The organism is Stutzerimonas stutzeri RCH2 (assembly GCF_000327065.1).
GTDB classification, from domain to species: Bacteria; Pseudomonadota; Gammaproteobacteria; order Pseudomonadales; family Pseudomonadaceae; genus Stutzerimonas; species Stutzerimonas stutzeri_AE.
Map to the genome: position 1 here is coordinate 4,324,103 of NC_019936.1, position 17,205 is coordinate 4,341,307.

The 17,205-nt window shown below is 64.0% G+C and carries 19 protein-coding genes; 5 read left to right on the forward strand and 14 right to left on the reverse strand.

What is annotated here, in order from left to right; all coding sequences use genetic code 11:
- The first annotated feature begins 32 nt into the window (after positions 1 to 32).
- On the forward strand, positions 33 to 1,226 hold the full coding sequence (locus PSEST_RS20180; RefSeq protein WP_015278773.1) for a lactonase family protein: 1,194 nt from the start codon (positions 33 to 35) through the stop codon (positions 1,224 to 1,226).
- Between the two features lie 11 nt (positions 1,227 to 1,237).
- Here PSEST_RS20180 and PSEST_RS20185 read toward each other — a convergent pair whose 3' ends face one another.
- The 12 genes from PSEST_RS20185 to flgB are packed head-to-tail and all read right to left on the reverse strand — an operon-like array spanning position 1,238 to position 11,765.
- Complete coding sequence (locus tag PSEST_RS20185; RefSeq protein WP_015278774.1) at positions 1,238 to 2,275, reverse strand: hypothetical protein; 1,038 nt, start codon at positions 2,273 to 2,275, stop codon at positions 1,238 to 1,240.
- A 16-nt stretch (positions 2,276 to 2,291) separates the two neighbouring features.
- Positions 2,292 to 3,200 carry a flagellar hook-associated protein FlgL gene (gene flgL / locus PSEST_RS20190; protein ID WP_015278775.1) on the reverse strand — a complete coding sequence of 303 codons (909 nt, stop codon included), beginning with the start codon at positions 3,198 to 3,200 and terminating at the stop codon, positions 2,292 to 2,294.
- A gap of 37 nt (positions 3,201 to 3,237) precedes the next feature.
- Entirely contained in the window at positions 3,238 to 4,617 is a 1,380-nt protein-coding gene (flgK, locus tag PSEST_RS20195; protein WP_015278776.1) for a flagellar hook-associated protein FlgK, read from the reverse strand.
- Positions 4,614 to 5,726 carry a transglycosylase SLT domain-containing protein gene (locus PSEST_RS20200; protein WP_015278777.1) on the reverse strand — a complete coding sequence of 371 codons (1,113 nt, stop codon included), beginning with the start codon at positions 5,724 to 5,726 and terminating at the stop codon, positions 4,614 to 4,616. The genes flgK and PSEST_RS20200 overlap by 4 nt, the downstream gene beginning before the upstream one ends.
- 8 nt (positions 5,727 to 5,734) lie before the next feature.
- On the reverse strand, positions 5,735 to 6,847 hold the full coding sequence (locus PSEST_RS20205) for a flagellar basal body P-ring protein FlgI (protein ID WP_015278778.1): 1,113 nt from the start codon (positions 6,845 to 6,847) through the stop codon (positions 5,735 to 5,737).
- Positions 6,848 to 6,859: 12 nt separating this feature from the next.
- Complete coding sequence (flgH, locus tag PSEST_RS20210; protein ID WP_015278779.1) at positions 6,860 to 7,528, reverse strand: flagellar basal body L-ring protein FlgH; 669 nt, start codon at positions 7,526 to 7,528, stop codon at positions 6,860 to 6,862.
- Complete coding sequence (gene flgG / locus PSEST_RS20215; RefSeq protein WP_014595446.1) at positions 7,528 to 8,313, reverse strand: flagellar basal-body rod protein FlgG; 786 nt, start codon at positions 8,311 to 8,313, stop codon at positions 7,528 to 7,530. Before flgG ends, flgH begins: the two co-directional genes overlap by 1 nt.
- 14 nt (positions 8,314 to 8,327) lie before the next feature.
- A complete protein-coding gene (locus PSEST_RS20220) occupies positions 8,328 to 9,056 on the reverse strand; it encodes a flagellar basal body rod protein FlgF (RefSeq protein WP_015278780.1) in 729 nt (242 codons plus the stop codon).
- A gap of 9 nt (positions 9,057 to 9,065) precedes the next feature.
- Positions 9,066 to 10,256, reverse strand: coding sequence for a flagellar hook protein FlgE (gene flgE / locus PSEST_RS20225; RefSeq protein ID WP_015278781.1), 1,191 nt, complete (start codon positions 10,254 to 10,256; stop codon positions 9,066 to 9,068).
- 50 nt (positions 10,257 to 10,306) lie between these two features.
- Positions 10,307 to 10,972, reverse strand: coding sequence for a flagellar hook capping FlgD N-terminal domain-containing protein (locus PSEST_RS20230; RefSeq protein WP_015278782.1), 666 nt, complete (start codon positions 10,970 to 10,972; stop codon positions 10,307 to 10,309).
- Positions 10,972 to 11,400, reverse strand: coding sequence for a flagellar basal body rod protein FlgC (gene flgC, locus PSEST_RS20235; protein ID WP_015278783.1), 429 nt, complete (start codon positions 11,398 to 11,400; stop codon positions 10,972 to 10,974). Before flgC ends, PSEST_RS20230 begins: the two co-directional genes overlap by 1 nt.
- Positions 11,400 to 11,765, reverse strand: a complete 366-nt coding sequence (flgB, locus tag PSEST_RS20240; RefSeq protein ID WP_015278784.1) for a flagellar basal body rod protein FlgB — start codon at positions 11,763 to 11,765, stop codon at positions 11,400 to 11,402. Before flgB ends, flgC begins: the two co-directional genes overlap by 1 nt.
- A 98-nt stretch (positions 11,766 to 11,863) precedes the next feature.
- On the opposite strand from flgB, the gene flgA reads away from it, so the two are divergent.
- The 4 genes from flgA to PSEST_RS20260 all read left to right on the forward strand — a co-directional run bounded on the left by flgA (position 11,864) and on the right by PSEST_RS20260 (position 15,340).
- Entirely contained in the window at positions 11,864 to 12,652 is a 789-nt protein-coding gene (flgA, locus tag PSEST_RS20245; RefSeq protein ID WP_015278785.1) for a flagellar basal body P-ring formation chaperone FlgA, read from the forward strand.
- A 172-nt stretch (positions 12,653 to 12,824) separates the two neighbouring features.
- Positions 12,825 to 13,661, forward strand: a complete 837-nt coding sequence (gene lafA, locus PSEST_RS20250; RefSeq protein ID WP_015278786.1) for a lateral flagellin LafA — start codon at positions 12,825 to 12,827, stop codon at positions 13,659 to 13,661.
- A 369-nt stretch (positions 13,662 to 14,030) separates the two neighbouring features.
- Positions 14,031 to 14,861, forward strand: a complete 831-nt coding sequence (locus PSEST_RS20255; protein WP_015278787.1) for a winged helix-turn-helix domain-containing protein — start codon at positions 14,031 to 14,033, stop codon at positions 14,859 to 14,861.
- On the forward strand, positions 14,858 to 15,340 hold the full coding sequence (locus tag PSEST_RS20260) for a hypothetical protein (protein ID WP_015278788.1): 483 nt from the start codon (positions 14,858 to 14,860) through the stop codon (positions 15,338 to 15,340). The genes PSEST_RS20255 and PSEST_RS20260 overlap by 4 nt, the downstream gene beginning before the upstream one ends.
- A gap of 54 nt (positions 15,341 to 15,394) precedes the next feature.
- Here PSEST_RS20260 and PSEST_RS20265 read toward each other — a convergent pair whose 3' ends face one another.
- A complete protein-coding gene (locus PSEST_RS20265; protein ID WP_015278789.1) occupies positions 15,395 to 16,333 on the reverse strand; it encodes an OmpA family protein in 939 nt (312 codons plus the stop codon).
- Entirely contained in the window at positions 16,330 to 17,202 is an 873-nt protein-coding gene (gene motA / locus PSEST_RS20270; protein ID WP_015278790.1) for a flagellar motor stator protein MotA, read from the reverse strand. Before motA ends, PSEST_RS20265 begins: the two co-directional genes overlap by 4 nt.
- Positions 17,203 to 17,205: the final 3 nt, after the last annotated feature.

A 17,205-nucleotide genomic window follows, 5' to 3' on the forward strand; every position in this document is an offset into this window, starting at 1 on the left:
GAGCGTTGTGCAACACCGGCGGTCATAGTCGCATGACTACATTGACCAGGGGCAATTGGCCCACACTGCTTCGCCTCGTTTTCGCCCTGCTGGTCGGTGCGTTGCTGGCGGGCGGTGCGCGAGCCGAGACAGACGATATGCACATTCTCATCGGCAGCTACACGCACGATAGCGACAGCCCGGGCATCCTGCGTCTGCGCTTCGATCCCGCGACCGGGCAGATCGACCCGAAGCCCGTGCAAACGCTCACCAGCGACAACCCGTCCTGGCTGGTGCTGGATGACAAGCGCGGCCGGCTCTACGCCACCAATGAGAACGGTCCGGCACATGCTGACCCGGTCGGTCGTGTCAGTGCCTGGCAGCTCGACAGTAGCAGCGAGCACCAGCTGATCGGGCAGAACATCAGCCTGGGCGATGAGCCGACCCATGCCAGCCTGAGCCATGACGGCCGCTACCTGTTCATCAGCAACTACGGTTCGCGGCCCAACCCTGGCGGAAGTCTGGCGGTGATGCCGCTGGCCGAGGATGGCCACCCGCTGCCTGTCACACAGATCCTTGCCCATCAGTCGAGCGGCGTGCATCCCGAACGCCAGCGCTCGGCACATGTGCATTCCGCCGTACCGAGCCCGGACGGCAAGCGTCTGCTGGTCAGCGACCTGGGTGCCGATCGGGTGTTCGTCTACCGCTACGACCCGCAGAACGCGGAGCGCCCGCTGCAGGCCGACGAGCCGGCAAGCATCGAACTGCCGCCTGGCAGCGGCCCACGCCATCTGGTCTTCCACCCCAATGGCAAACACGCCTATCTCGCCCTCGAGCTGAGCGCCCAAGTGGCGAGCTTCGACTACACGAACGGCACCTTGACCCGCCGGCAACTGCTGGACCTGAAAGATGCCGGTAACGACGTGCGGCATTCACCAGGGGCGATCCATAGCTCTGCCGATGGCCGCTTCCTCTATGTCAGCGACCGTGGCGACTACAACCACATCATTGTCTTCGCCATCGAGGCCGACGGCACGCTGCGTGAAATCCAGCGCCGTTCCAGCGAAGGCCGCGAACCGCGGGAATTCGCCATCACCGCGGACGGGCGCTTCATGCTGATCGCCAATCAGTTGAGCGATGAGCTGGTGGTGATCCGGCGCGATCCAGATAGTGGGCAGCTCGGCGAGAAGCTGCAGACCCTGACGGTTGGACGGCCGTCGGATATCAAGCTGCTAGCGCCGAACTGAGTGGGAAGGGATCAGGACAACAGGCTGACCACCGCGAAGCGGCTGATATTGGCCTGCGCCACCACCGTCTGGGTGACGGCCGCGTAGCTGGAGGGGCTGCGCTGCATCAGGTTGAACACCGAGTGGGAGAAGTCCTTTGCCCACTGCTGCTCATCGACATCGGCCTGTTGCGCCAGGAACTCGCGGATCTCGCGCTGACGCTGGCCTAGCTGCTCGCGCAGCGCGCCGACCTTCTCCAGCCCGGCCACCACGGTATCGAGCATGCGCCGCAGTTCGCGCAGCGAGTCCAGTGCCGGCTCTTCGGGAAACTTCAGCAGCTGCTCTTCCTGGCTCGGCAGACGCTGAAAGCGGCCCTTGGCGAAGAGCTTGTCCTCGCCCTGCACCGCCAGCTGGTCCTTGAGCTGCTGCCAGTCGCTTTCCCGCGCCGAGAACCTGAGCCGGCCACTGTCATCGAGTTCGGCACGGATACCGGACTGCCCGAGGCTGCCGTTGAAGCGGCGCAGGATCTGCTCGTCGCTCATGTCGTCGTCGAGCACCACCGCGACCGGCTCGGCCAGCTGGCGACCACCACTGAACAGCAGCGTCTCGCGACCCGACTGGCGGATGGCTTCGAGCGATTCCAAGCCCTGCAGGCTGAAGCGGCTGCGCACCGGCTCGCTCAGGCGCAGCTTCAGCGTCGCGTCCAGAGAATTGGCCGAGCGCTTGCTGCGCTCGCGCAACAGCTGCTCCACCTCCTGCATGGCATGCCTAATCGCATCCGGCCCGCTACTCGAGGTCGGCGAGCTGATTTCGCGACTGAGGCTGAGCTTGAGCTGCGAAAGACGCCCGTGCAGGTCGTTCAGATAGCTTTCTGCCGACTGCATGGAAGACAGCTGCTGATTGAGCTGCAGGCTAAAGCTGGTGCTCTTCTTGTTGGCGACTTCCGCATGCGCGGTATCGCCCGGCACCGGCAGACGGCGCGATGGCGTCGGCACGTCGGCAAGCAGTGCCTGTCGGCGCTCATGGGGGTTGATGGCGGAAACGGCGGGTAGCGGCTTGCCGATCTTCATTCAAGCGTTCCTCGCCTTAGAGCATGCCGAACAGCGACAGGCCGTTGATCTTCAGATAGGTCTTCTGAGTGGCCTGCAGCGACAGCTGGTAATTGTTCAGGTCGATGCTCGCACCGGCATAGTCCAGGCGCGACAGCTCACCTTCGATCTTCTGGTTCACCAGCGAGACATCCTCGTTGCTGCTGCTGAGCAGGGTCAGAGTGTTCTGCCGGCCACCGAGATCGGTCACCGCCCCGAGCAGGCGGGCATGGGTGGCGTCCAGGTTATCCATGGTCGCGGTGATCTGTGCGCGTACGGCGGGGTCGGTGGAATCCAGCGCCGGGTCCTTGAGCACCTGCACCAGCGCACGCAGCTCGTTGAGCATGCCGACGTCGGCGCCAAAGACCTGCGCTGCAGTGACGTTCTCCTCCACCAGCACGCCGTTGGCCACCGCCGCCTGGCGATGCTGATCGTTGCCCTGCAGCACGTAAATACCACCGATCAGGGCGATCGCCGGCTGGTTGGAACGGGTGCCGGAGAACAGGTAACGGCCTTCCTCGTCACGCACGTTGGCGAAGCTCAGCACGGTGTTTTCCAGCGCCTCCAGCTCATTGGCGATGGCCGACAGATCCTCGTCGGTGTTGCTGCCGTTGGCCGCCCACAACAGCAGGTCACGAATGCTCAGCATGCTGTCGGAGGCGGCTTTCAGATTGGCTTCCTGCTTGGACAGGTTGCCAGAAACGTTGGCTATGTTGGTGCGGTACTGCGTCAGGCTGGCTTCCTCGCGCTGGATGCGCAGCACGCGGACCGCCGAGATCGGGTCGTCGGACGGCACCAGCATGCGCTCGCCGCTGGCCATCTGCTGCATCAGCTTGCCGAGCTTCTCGGAGCTGTTGTTCAGCGAGCCGTGCATCATCGCGGTGATCTGGGCGTTGGAAATGCGCATGGTGTCTTTCTCGTCAGTCGAATCGGGCGGCGAGCGCTCAGAACATCGCCAATACGGCGTTGAACAGGTCGTTGGAGGTGCTGATTACTTTCATGTTGGCCTGATAGGCCTGTTCGTAAGCCATCAGGTTGACCGCTTCCTCGTCCAGGTTCACTGCGCTGACGCTGTCGCGCTGGGCCTGGGCCTGCTCGGCGACAACCGTGGCGGCGGCGAGGTCGGCCTTGTTCTGGCGGCTGGCGCTGCCGACGCGGCCGACCAGGCCGGCGTAGGCATCGTTCAGCGGAACATCGCTGCCGGCCACGTTGACCTTGGCCGACTTGAGTTCCAGCAGGGCCAACAGATTCTCGTTGTTGCCGACTTCGCCGGTGCCGCTCTGGCCGGCAGAAGAGAACGCCAGTTGTTCGGGCGTCAGCGCGGTCACCGCGAGCATGCCGCTGGTGCTGCCGGGGGTGTAGACGAACAGCGGCTGGCCCGGATTGCCATTGAGGTCGAAGCCACCGGCCAGGGTGTCGTTGACCATCTGCGCCAGGGCAGCGGCCATGTCGTGCAGGTCGGCCTGGGCCGGACGCAACGCGCCGTATTCCATGTCGTAGAGCGCGCCCAGCGAACCGCCGAGGCCTTCCTGCACCAGCGGGAAAGTGGTCTTGGCGAACACCAGGGTCAGTTCCTGTTCGCCGGCCAGGTTCTGCTCCACGCGCAGCTGGCCGGCCGTGGTACCCGCCACCAGCGGCTGGCCGTTGGCCAGGGACACGGTTAGCGTACCGTCGGCGACTTCCTGCACGCGGATGCCGGCGTACTGGCTGAGGTCCTTGATCAGGTTCTCGCGGTAGTCGCGCAGCGTGGCGGTATCGCGCCCGGCCGACTCCATCTTGAGGATTTCCGCATTCAGCTCGGCGATGTTGCCGGACAGCCCGTTGATCTCGGCGACCATCGCCACGCGCTGGCCCTGCAGGGCGTTGAGCTGGGTGCCGATGTTGCCGTTCAGGCCGTTGAAGCGCTGCGCCAGCTGCTTGGCCTCGCCGATGATCTGCTGGCGCAGGGCGATGGACTCCGGTGTGGAGCTGGCCTCGCTGAGCGCGGCGAAGAAGTTGTCCAGGCCGACGCTGACGCTGGAGCCTTCGCTGTGGATCAGGCCTTCCAGCGCGGTCAGGTACTGCTGACTGGTGCCGTAGTAGTTCTTGTCGGTGCTGGCGCGCCAGAGCTGCTGGTTCTGGAAATCGTTGGACAGCCGGCGGATGCTGCTGACCTGCACGCCGCCACCGATACTGCTGGCGGTCTGCCCGCCGACCGAATGCATCTCCGGCGCCAGGCGGCTGAAGCCGGGCGTGTTGACGTTGGCGATGTTCTGCCCGGTCGCGGTTAGGGCGATCTGCGAGGCGCGTACGCCGCTATAGCCAATCTGACTCAAGACACTCACGACAGGGCTTCCTTCGAATCGATGCGGATCGGTTGAGCGAACGCCACGGAAAGATGGCGCGCGGCAACCGGCTGTTGTCTATCCAAGGCGACTGCGGCGGGCGCGCTATTAAACGCGGCGGACGCTGGCTGCTGCTCGGCGATGCGCTTGCCCTCCACCACCGCCAGCAACTGCCCACGGGACAGGCGCTCGGCAGTGGCCAGGCTGGCCTGTGCCGCCTGCGGCCAGCCAGACGATTGCACGGCAGCCTGCGGCTCGCGTGGCTGGCTGTTGGCAGCCTGCAGGTCCTTGAGGATGTTGCGCGTGTAGTCGCGAGTCTCCTGGTACGGGATCTTGTGGATCCAGCTGGCCGCATCGATCTCGCCGCGGCGCGGGTCGCCATGGTTCTTCAGCCACTCGTCGACCTTGCCGGGGCCGGCGTTGTAGGCGGCCAGCGCCAGCGCCTGGTGGCCGTCGTAGCGCTCGAGCATCTTGTTCAGGTAGGCGCTGCCCAGACGCTTGTTGTATTCGGCATCGCTGGTCAGCCGCGCTTCATCGAATGGCAGGCCGAGTTCGGCGGCCATGTCGCGGGCAGTACCCGGCATCAGCTGCATCAGGCCGCGGGCACCCTTGGGCGAAACGGCGGCGACGTTGCCGCTGGATTCCTGCTTGATGACGCTATCCACCAGCGCGCGGAAGCCCGCCTTGCCCGCCGCCCAGGCGTTGTCCAGCGCATCGACGCCGCGCTGCCAGGTACCACGCAGCGCATGCTGGCCGCCCTGCCCGGCACTGGCCAGACCGAGCGCGGCAGGCGCCGGCGCGGTGCCGTCGAGACCGCCGGAGAGCTGCTGCACCAGCATGTCGGCAATCCCGGTCTGGCGCTTTCCGGCCAGGGTCTCGGCGAGCACCTCGTCGTAGAAGTCGCGCATGGTGTCCAGCTCGCGGCTGCGCATCGGATTGCCGGCCGAGAGCACGTCGCCGGCCTTGCGCATCTGCTTGAGGATCTGCTGCAGGAACATGGCCTCGAACTGCTCGGAAACCATCTCCAGCTGCTGGCGGCGCGCGGCGCTCGGGCCGTCATGGCGCGCGCGCATGGCATTGAGGTGTTGCGGTAGGGAAACGATGCTCATGGGCGGCCTTACATCACGATCAGTTCGGCGTTCAGCGCGCCGGCGCGTTCCAGCGACTGGAGAATGCTCATCACGTCATCCGGGGTCGCGCCCAGGCTGTTGATGGTGTTGATGATGCTTTCCAGGCTGGCACCTTCGGGCCACTTGAACATGGCATTGCGGTCCTGCTCGACAGCGACGTCCGATTGCGGCACCACCGCGGTCTGGCCCTGGGAAAAGGGACCGGGCTGGCTGACCTGCGGCCGCTCGCTGATGGTGACGGTGAGCGAACCATGGGCCACCGCGGCGGCCTTCACCCGCACGCCCTCGCCGACCACCACGGTGCCGGTGCGGCTGTTGAACACCACCTTCGGCCGCACGCGGCCTTCTTCAACGTCCAGGCGTTCGAGCATGGCCATGAAGCTCATGCGCTGGGTGCTGGTGACCGGTGCACGAATCGAGATCTTGGTGGCATTGAGCGCGGTGGCGGTGCCCTTGCCGAAGTAGGCATCGACCGCATCGACCACGCGGGTGACGGTCTGGAAGCTCGGCTGGCGCACGTTGAGCATCACGTCCGGGCGCTCGGTGAAGTCGGTGGGAATCATCCGTTCCACCGTCGCGCCGTTGGGGATCAGGCCGCTGTTGGAGGTGTTGATCGCCACCTTCGAGCCGCTGGCGCCTTCGGCATTCACCCCACCGACCACCAGCGCACCCTGCGCCACGGCATAGATTTCGCCGTCGACGCCCTGCAGCGGGGTCATCAGCAGCTGGCCGCCGCGCAGGCTCTTGGCGTCGCCCAGCGAGGACACGGTGACGTCGACGCTCTGACCAGGGCTGTAGGACGGCGGCACCGTGGCGGTGACGGTCACCGCGGCGACGTTCTTCAGCTTGGGGTCGACATTGGCCGGCAGGTTGATGCCGAACTGCTTGATCATGTTGGCCACCGAGTGGCTGGTGAACTTCACCTGGTTCTTGTCGCCGGTGCCATCGAGGCCGACCACCAGACCGTAGCCGATCAGCTGGTTGCCGCGGATGCCCTCGATATCCACCAGGTCCATCAACGGTACGGCCTGCGCCGGCAGCTGCCAGCACAGAACAAGAGAGGCGAGGAACAGCTTCACGGAGCGCAAGGGGCTAGTCATTGGAGTTACCGCTTAAAGGGGGAACAGCGGCGATGCGAAGAATCGCGTCAGCCAGCCAGCCGAGTTGCTGTCGTTGAGCACGCCACGACCCGCGTAGGAAATCTTGGCGTTGGCCACACTCTGCGAAGAAACCTGGTTGTAGCGGTTGATGTCATCGATGCGCACCAGGCCGGTCAGGCGGATGTACTCGTCGCCCTGGTTCAGGCGCAGCGCCTTCTCGCCTTTGATCAGCAAGGTCCCGTTCGGCAACACGCGGTGCACGCTGACGGCGATCGAGCCGCGCAGGGTGTTCTGCTGTGAGCTCTTGGCCGAGCCCTTGAACTCACGCTCGCCGGAGGCCGAGGTTTCCACGTCGGGGTAGGTCTTGCCCAGCACGGTGGGCACGCCGATGCCGACGCTCGATTCCTTGCCGAAGCTGGTGCCGGCGCTCTTGCTCGACTGGGTGGATTCGTCCAGCACCACGGTGAGAATGTCGCCGACCCGCACCGCGCGCCGGTCGCTGACCAGCGAGCCGCCGTAGCCGGAGCGGAACAGACCGCCGCCAGTGGTCGGTGGCAGGCTGTAGTCGAGCTCCAGCGGCTCGTATTCGCTGGAATCCTCGTCCGGCAGCAGCTCGTCGAAGCTGGCGCAGCCGCCGAGCAGCAGAAAGGCGAACAGGAGGGCGATCGGCTTCATCGGCATCACACGGTCTGGTTGAGGAACTGCTGCATGCCGCTGGCGGCATCAAGGACCTTGGCGTTGGCCTCGTAGGCGCGCTGGATGGCGATCATCGCCACCATGGCTTCCACCACCTGCACGTTGGAGCCTTCCAGCACGCCCTGCTTGAGCTGGCCAAGGCCCTCCTCGCCCGGCACACCTTCCACCGGCTCGCCGCTGGCGACGGTTTCGCGGTAGAGGTTGCCGCCCAGCGCTTCCAGCCCGCCGGGGTTGGTGAAGTTGACCAGGGTGATCTGCCCCAGCTCGGACGGCAGGGTGTCGCCGGCCAGCACCGCGGTGACGATGCCGTCGCTGCCGACGGTGAAGCCGGTGCTGCCCTCAGGCACTTCGATCGCCGGGTTCAGCGGCAGGCCCTGGGCGTTGACCATCATGCCTTCAGCGTTGAGCTGGAACTGGCCGTTCTCGGTGTAGAAGATGTCGCCGTTGGGCGCCTCGACCTGGAAGAAGCCGCGGCCGACGATGGCCAGATCCATCGGCTGGCCGGTGGTCTGGATGCTGCCTTCGGTGAACACCTTCTGCGTGCCGGCGACGCGCACGCCGCTGCCCAGCTGGATGCCCGAGGGCACGGTGTTGATCTCGTCGGCCTGAGCGCCCGGCTGCTTTTCGATGACGTAGAACAGGTCCTCGAAGACCGCGCGGTCGCTCTTGAAGCCGTTGGTGTTGACGTTGGCCAGGTTGTTGGCGACGGTGGCCATTGCCTTGTCCTGGGCGGCCAGGCCGGTCTTGCTGACCCAAAGTGCGGAATTCATGCGTTATCTCCCGATCAGCTGCCGCGGATCATTCGGTTGCCGGCGTCGGAGAGGTCCTCGGCGGCTTTCATCATCTTTACCTGGGTTTCGAACAGGCGGTTCAGGCTCATGGTCGAGGCCAACTCGTCGATCGCCGAGACGTTGCTCGACTCGAGAAAGCCGCTGGCCAGCCGTACGTCCTCGCTGGGCTGCGCCGGCTCGCCGTCGCGGGTCACCAGCAGGCCGGCCTGGTTCTTCATCAGGTTGGCCGCCGGCACGTCGACCAGGCGGATGCGATCGACCTCGGCCATCATCCAGTCACCGGGGGCCATGACCGACACGGTGCCGTCATTGCCGATCTCCATGCGGTCGTACTCCGGCAGGACGATGGGGCCGCCCTCGCCGAGCACGGCACGGCCGTTGAGCGTCAGGCGCCCTTCGGCATCGACCTGCATGCTGCCCTGGCGGGTGTAGGCCTCGCCCTCGCCGTCCTGCAGCACGATCAGGCCGGTGCCCTTGACGGCGAAGTCCAGCTCGCGACCGGTGGCCACCATCGGACCGGCGGCCAGGCTGACGCCGTTGTTCTCGATCAACGCCATGTGCCGGCTGTCGTAGCCGTAGCCTTCCACCGCCACGGCCTGGGCGCGTTCGAGGTCGGCGCGAAAGCCGGGGGTGTTGACGTTGGCCAGGTTGTTCGAGCGCACCTGCAGCGACATCATCGTGCGGCTGGCGGCCGTCATCGCGGTGTATCCCAAGCGGTCCATGGGTCAGCCTCAGATTGCGTTGAACAGGACCTGGGTCAGTTCCTTGTTGGTGGAAATGACCTGGGTATTGGCCTGGTAGTTACGCTGGCCTTCCATCAGGCCTACCAGCTGCTGCGTGAGGTCGACGTTGGAGCTTTCCAGCGCGCCGGAGGCCAGGGTGCCGTACTGGCCGACGCCCGGAGCGCCGAGCATCGCCGCGCCGGAGGCGGCGGTTTCGGTCCAGGCGGTGCCGCTGATGTTCTTCAGGCCTTCGGCGTTGACGAAGCTGGCCAGCACCACCTGGCCCTGCAGCATGCGTTCGCCATTGGAATAGCTGGCGTAGACCTTGCCGTCCTTCTCCACGCTCATGCCGGTCTGCTCGCCAGCCGCGTAGCCGGTAGCGCGGTTGTTGGTGACGCTGAATTCCGAGCCGTACTGGCTGGTGCCGCTGTAGTCGAGCTGGATGGCCAGGGGGGCGACGCCACCGGTCAATGGGGCGGCCAGGGCGACCGTGCCGATCGGGGTGGCGAGCACGCCGGAGGTGTCGAAGGTCAGTGCCTGCGGCGCACCAGCGAGGGCGGCGCCGTCGACGTAGTAGTGGGCATTCCAGTTGTTGTCCGCGGTCTTGACGAAGTACTGGGTCAGGGTGTGTTCCTTGCCCTGGGAGTCGTACAGCTTGGTGGTGTAGGTGGAGTTGTAGCTGTCCGCCGCCAGCGGGTCGAAGGCCACGGTCGGCACTTCCTGATTGGCGTCCAGATTGGCGACGAAGCTCAGCGCATCGGTGGCGCGAGCCGGGATGCCGCCGGAGCGCAGCTGCAGGTCACCGACGGTGCCGGTCTGCAGGTTGCCGGTGGCATCGGCCGGGTAACCCTGCAGGCGCTGGCCGAGGCTGTTGGTGATGTAGCTGTCCTTGTCGGTGCCGAAGATGCCGGCACGGGTGTAGCCGACGTCTCCATTACTGGCGCGGGTAACGAAGAAGCCGCCGCCGGAAATGGCCAGGTCCAGGGTGCGGTTGGTCGAGGTCAGTGCGCCGCCCTGGCTGATGCTCTGGGTGGTGCCGATCACTTCCACGCCCATGGCCTGGGTTTCGGCATACAGGCTGCCGAAGTTGGTACGCGAGGACTTGAAGCCCACGGTGCCGGAGTTGGCGATGTTGTTGCCGATGGTGTTGAGTTGTTCGTTGACGGCGGACAGGCCGGTCAGGGCGATATTGAAGCTCATGGTTGCGTCTCGACTCTGCTGGATGAAGGTTCGGTGGCTGGCCGCCGCGCTCAGGCGCGGCCGGCACCGAACTCGAGAATGTTGTAGAACGGCACCGAGCCGACGCCGTCGATCTGCAGCACCGGGCCCTCGGCGCTGACGCGCACGTTGCCGACCAGACCGGCGACTTCCACCTGCGGGAACTCGCCGTTGTCCGACTCGATCACCACGCTGTACTGGCCGGCCGGTAGGCCAAGGCGCTGCGGATCGATGTCGAACGGCACCTGGCCCGGCGCGCGGGCGCCGAGCTCGACGGTGGTCTTCAGGCCGTTGGAATCGGTCAGTACCACGGCCGTGCGATTGGAGGCGTGGGCCAGGGTGAATTGCCCCTGCAGCGGCTGCGTGCCCAGCTGCAGGCTGTCCACCGCCACCCGCACCTGCTGACCAACCAGGCCGGCGGCGGTCAGGGTCTGCAGGTTGTCCATCAACACCAGGTTGTTCTGCGCCAGGCTGGTCATGTTTTCCATGCTCTTGACCTGGGACATCGCCGAGAACTGGTTGAGGAACTCGGTGCTGTCGACCGGCTTGGTCGGGTCCTGGTACTTGATCTGCGCGACCATCAGGCTGATGAAGTTGTTCTCCATCGTCGTGGCGTCGCTCACATTCACGGCGCGCTTGACCTGATCGATGCTGTTGCCGGCCAGGCTGGCGTCCAGCGCGGAATTGACGCTACTCATCAGACTTCTCCCAGGCGCAGCAGGCTCTGCTGCATGCTCTTGACGCGGTTGAGCACCTCGACACCGGTCTCGAAGCTGCGGGTGGCCGACATCATGTCGGTCATTTCCTCGATCTCGTTGATGTCGGGGTAGTAGACGTAGCCCTCGCCGTCGGCCAGCGGATTGCCCGGCTCGTAGCGGCGCTTGGGTTCGGCCCCGGAGGTGACCACGTCTAGCACCTGCACATGGGCGCCGCCCAGGCCGACGCCGCGGGTCAGCGAGTTGTTCTCGTACACCGCGGCGAACATCGGCTTGCGCGCCTGGTAGACGTCCGCCGGGTTATTTGCCGCCGAGTCGGTGTTGGCCAGGTTGCTGGCCACGGTGTTCAGCCGCACGGTCTGCGCGTTCATCGACGAACCGGCGATGCGGTAGATGGAATCAAAAGACATCAGCGGCCCTCGATGGCCTGCTTCAGGCCACGGAATTTCATGGTCAGGAAGGTCAGGCTGGTCTGGAAATCCATGGAGTTGCGCGAGAACTGCGCCTGCTCGACCGAGAGCTCGACGGTGTTGCCGTCCTGCGAAGCCTGGGTCGGTACGCGATAGAGCATGCTCGGATCGCTGCCGGCGATGCTCAGGCGCGACGAGGCGTTATCGTCCAGACGCTGCATTTCGGCGCCGAAGTCGATGTCGCGGGCCTGGAAGCCCGGGGTGTCCTCGTTGGCCAGGTTCGCCGCGAGGATCTCGCTGCGCTGCATGCGCAAGCCCAGCGCCCGTTCGTGAACGCCGATTGCGTCTTCAATCCGTATACTCATTCGCCGATACCCTTGAAGCATGAGCGGTGTGATAACCGACCATCGCTTTTGCAGCATTCGTGCCGGCCCGCAAACACATAGGTAACCCGTTGTTTTCAATGAACAAAAGCGCAAAGCACAGGCCCCGCTTCAACACCCTGCTTCCGCATCGGGCGCAGCGTGAGGACAGAAGCGGAAAACGTACTTCCGCCTGGGCAGCGCTGCTGTTGCTGCCAGGGTTGGTGTGGGCGCAAGGCGGTGCCGATGAGCAGATTCGCCAGGCGGTCGACCGGCATCTGAACGATGCGCTGCTGCGCGAAGCGAAGCGCCAGGGTTGGCAGGGCGCCCGCCTGAGCCACGACACCAGCCTGCCGGCCAGCACCGCGCGACTGCCCCGCTGCGCCCATCCGCTGCAGGTTCGCGATGCAAGCGGCAGCGAGTCGCTGCTGGACCGTCAGCGGCTGACGATCAGCTGCCCCGATGCGAACGGCTGGACCTTGGATATCAATAGCCAGCCCAGCGTGTGGCTGCCGGCGGTGCACGCCCAGGGCATCATCGAACGCGGGCAGACGCTGGGGCGCGACGACCTCAAGCTTGAGCCGATCAATATCGGCAAGGCCCAGCGTGGCTATTTCAATCGCCTGGAAGAGGTGCAGGGCATGGCCGCGAAACGACGCATCCGCGCCGGCCAGACCCTCACGCCGTCGCTGCTGGCGCAGCCCTTGGCAGTCAAGCGCGGCCAGCCGGTAAGGATCGTTGCCAGCCACGACGGTATCGAAGCCTCCACCAGTGGCGAAGCGTTGGCAGACGGACAGCCGGGCGAGGTGATCCGCGTGCGCAACGTACGCAGCGGCAAGGTGATCGATGCGAAGGTGGTGGAAGAAGGGGTGGTGACCAGTACGTTCTAACAGGCGAGCGTGCGTGGATAGGAGCCGTGCAAAGGTGCTGGAAGCGCCAATTGGGAGCAATCCAAAAAATTTTGGCGCCAGGATTTAATCCTTCTTCCTGGGCTGTCGCCTTACCCTTTCAGCAGGCAGTCAAGCCAGCTCCTACAGCCCACTTAGCACGAAGGATTTTCACATGGCCCTGTCCATTCATACCAACTATTCCTCGCTGATCACCCAGACCAACCTGAGCAAGACAAACAACACCCTGGGCACCAACCAGCAGCGCCTGGGCACCGGCCTGCGCATCAACAGCGCCGCCGACGACGCTGCTGGCCTGCAGATCGCCACCCGTCTGAACGCAGGCGTCCGCGGCATGGCCGTGGCCATACGCAACACCAACGATGCCGTATCGATGCTGCAAACTGCCGAGGGCGCGTTCAACGAAGCGACCGATATCCTGCAGCGCATGAAAGACCTGGCCACCCAATCGGCTAACGGCACCAATACTCAGAAAGACCGCGACGCCCTGGAAGCTGAATTCGTGGAGCTCGGCAAAGAGCTGAACAATATCGCAACCAATACCAAATATGCGGGTGATGCGCTGCTAGACGGCGGCACCTTGGCTGCCGACATCAATTTTCAGATCGGTGCTAGTTCTGCAGAAGTGATGACAGTGGCTATAGCCGATACCAAGATTGCTGCCGCACTGACCCAGATGACCACCACTGTGCCGGGCCTTTCAGTTGCAGCCGGTGCCGTTGCTACCATCGATGCGCTTGAGACCGCCCTTGACGATCTTGGCGCCACTCGTGGTGCTCTGGGCGCCAACATCAACCGCCTGAATCACACCGCCAACAACCTGGCCAACATGAAGGACAACACCGAAATGGCCAAGGGTCGCATCATGGATGCCGACTTCGCCTCGGAAAGCGCCAACATGACCAAGAACAGCATGCTGATGCAGTCCGGCATCTCCATGCTCAAGCAAGCCGGCCAAATGCCGAGCATGGTCATGGGCCTGCTGGGCTGATGACTGCCGGGTTGGCCCTTGGCTGACCCAACCGATACATGCAAAAAGCCCCGACTGGTTCGGGGCTTTTTGTTGTTCAGGTTTTTCCTCCTGTCTATCCGACTAACGGCTATTGATATCATTTTGAGGTCATATGGCCATCTCAAAATAACCTTAACCCCTTCTAGAATAGGCCTTTCAGCACCAGCCGTCGCTCCATGAGCCATCACTTTCAATGCAAATGATGGCACATAGCCATTATTCATGACCTCTATCGCCCTGATTAGTTCCCTTATAAGTTCAAAAAAACGGCGTCAACATACTGCCAACTAGTTCACGGTAAACCTTTGCCTCCTATCACAGAAACCCTCATTCGCTTCTCAGGGCACCATGACTTCATCTCTGACCATGAAGGCCACCGATGGCACCGTCTATCCGCTCCTGAAGAGTGGCCGCGACAACTGCCTGGTTCGCTTCGATCGCTCGCTCTACCAGCTCTCGCTTTGCAGCGGCGATAACGTAGAAAAAGTTGACCTTGGCTTTTCCGGAAGCCGGGTTCTGGAGCGCCTGCTGCAAATGCCCGGCGAGGTCGTTTCGCGCGAGGAGCTGCTGAGCTACGCCTGGCAGGATCGAGTGGTCGGGCAAGGTAGCCTGAACCAGCAGATCTACACGCTGCGCCAGGTTCTCGGCGATGCCGACAGCCAGATCATTCAGACCCTGCCGCGTCGGGGCTATCTGTTCAACCCGAACTACCTGGTCAACATCGAGAAGGCCGCGCTGCCGCCGGTCCCGACTGCGGTCGAACAGCCGATCACGGAGCTGGCACAGCTCCCACCTCAAATGCCGCGGCGCTCTGCCTGGTTTGCCCCGACGATGCTTGGCACTGCGGTAGCACTGCTCTTGGCATGTGTCGCCCTGGGTTACCGCTTCATGCATGCGCCCAAGAGTTCGCTGACCTATACCCATTCCATCGGCCAGCTCGAAGTGCTGTACGTGGAAAAAAGCCAGCAGATGCTCGACCGGATGATGCAGGAAACCCGCCTGTTGGTAGCCAGCGTTGCCGGCATGAGTTCGCGGCCGGGTCGCCTGATCGTGAACATGTCACCCGGCTTCTATGAGCTTCGCTGCCTGCAAAACGATGGCCGGATCAACTGGCTGAAGGTTCACCGCAGCCAGGTGAACGCCATTCCGAATGAAACACTGCAAGGATGTCTGCGATGAATGCTTCTTTCGAGACCGGCACGGCAAGCAAGCGCCTGCTGCGCGTCATGGTGCCGACTGCTCTGGCGTTATGGGCCTTCGTTGCGATGGGCACCACCACCAACTACAGCGCCAACCTTGACGGTCGATATTCCTCGACTGGCCAGGTGCTGCTTAGCAACGGCCAACTGGTGCAGGTCAGTCAGAGCGTGGTGTTCAATGATGGGCGCTTCTATGCGATGACACGCAACAGCCCGGCCATCGTCGAAGCGTCTGGCCGGGTCGAAACCGACTTTCTCGGCCGTGCCCGGCTGGTGGTGGAAGAAGGCCAGATCAGCGGAATTGCCGGCGCCGACGAACTGGACGAAGAGCTGATCTTCAATCTGTTCTACGGCAAGCACAAAGGCGCCCGCATCACCCTGGAGGAAGTGGGCGCCTGCCTCTACGGCGTCGAGACCCAGCAGGTCTACTGCGCCGAACCGGCGGTGGCCCAGCTCTGACAACCCCGCTGCGCCAGACAGCCTGCAGCGGGCGCGCAGCCACACGCGTTGCAATCAGATTTCGTCGGACTCCGGAGCGCTGTAGCTCGCGCCCTTCTCGGTGAAGCGAACCTTGCCGTAGCTGTCGCCGAACAATTCCTTGTACAGGTTCTCCGCCGAGTCGGTCAGCAAGAGAATCTCCACCCGTCGATTGGCTCCATCTTCCGGCGCATCGGGGCGTAGTGGCATCACGTCCGCCTGCGCAGTCACTTGCAGCACTGAGCGCCCCGGCAGGCCGGCACTCACCAGCACATTGCGCGCACGCAAGGCGCGATCACCGGAGAGATTCCAGTTGTCATAGCCCGATTGCAGCCGGTAAGGCGTGGCATCGGTGTGGCCGCTGATGATCAGCTTGTTCTCGACCTTGGCCAGCACGCCGGCCAGCACACCGAGCAGGCGGGCGAAGTGCGGATTGAGCACGGCGCTGCCGCGCTGGAACATGAAGCGCTGCTGGTCGTCCTTGATCAGGATGCGCAGGCCCTGGGGCACCACGTCCACTTCCAGATTCGCCAGCGCATCGACCTGCCCGGCCACCTCCTGCATCAACGCTGCCAACGCCTGCAACTCGGCCGTCGAGGCATAGCGGCGGCTGCCATCCTCGGGCAACTCCCCCTCTGCGCGGTCGCTCTCGACACGCCGACGCTCGGGTTCGTCCTCATTGCGCGCCTGCCGTACCGGTACGCCATCAAGCTCCAGTGGCGAGGTGCTGGTGCCGTCGAAAATACCGGCACCGCCATCGACCAGGGGATTGCTTTCCTCATCGCCGAATGCGGGATTGGTCAGGTTCATCTGCGGCTGGATGATCCACAGCACCATGAACAGCGCCATCATCGCCAGGGTGAAGTCGGCGAAAGCCACCTTCCAGGCGCCGCCGTGCTCGTCGCCGTGACCCTTCTTGGTTCGGCGGCGAACGATGATTTCGTGCTCGTTACCGCTCTTGCCTCGGCTCTTCATGCCGCGTCCCTTTCTTCCTCGTACTGGTTGACCCAGACCTCGAGTTGACGGAAGGCCGGCTTGACGTCCTGCTCGATCAGCTTGCGGCCAGCGTCGACTGCCAGCAGCGTCGGCTTGCCAGCCAGATGCGCAACCAAGGTGGTACGTACGCATTCCAGCGCCGACAGCTCGGTCTTGACCCGTTGCCCCATCGCGTTGGAGAGCGGCTCCATCAGGCAGTAGCAGAAGAAGATGCCGAGAAAGGTACCGACCAGCGCCGCGGCCACATGGGCGCCGATCTCGGCGACGCTACCGCCGATGCTGCCCATGGTGATGATGATGCCCATGATCGCCGCCAGGATGCCGAAACCCGGCATCGCCTCGCCGATCTTGAACAGCGAACGCGACGGCTGCAGCAATGCATGCTCCATCGCCTCGAGTTCCTGCTCGAGAAAACCCTCGAGCTCGTGGGCGCTGATCTTGCCCATGGCCATCAGGCGGAAATTGTCGGCGATGAACGCCATCAGGTTCTTTTCCTTGAGGATCAGCGGGTAGCGTGCAAACAGCTCGCTCTGCTCTGGCTCCTCGATGTGCGAGTCGAGCACCTTGAGACCGCCCACATCGACCATTTCCAACAGCTCATAGAGCAGCATCAGCAGCTGGCGCTGGAACTCCTCGCCACGGCGTTCGTAGATGAACACGCCGCGGATCTGCGAAAGCATTTCCACCAGCACTTCCTTGGGATTGCCGACCACCAGGCTGCCGATCGCGGCGCCGAGGATGATCACGATCTCCGCGGGCTGCCAGAGCACCCGCATGTCGCCGTTGGCCATGGCGTAGCCGCCCAGCACGCAACCGATGATGATGAACGCACCTAATACTTTCTGCATGAC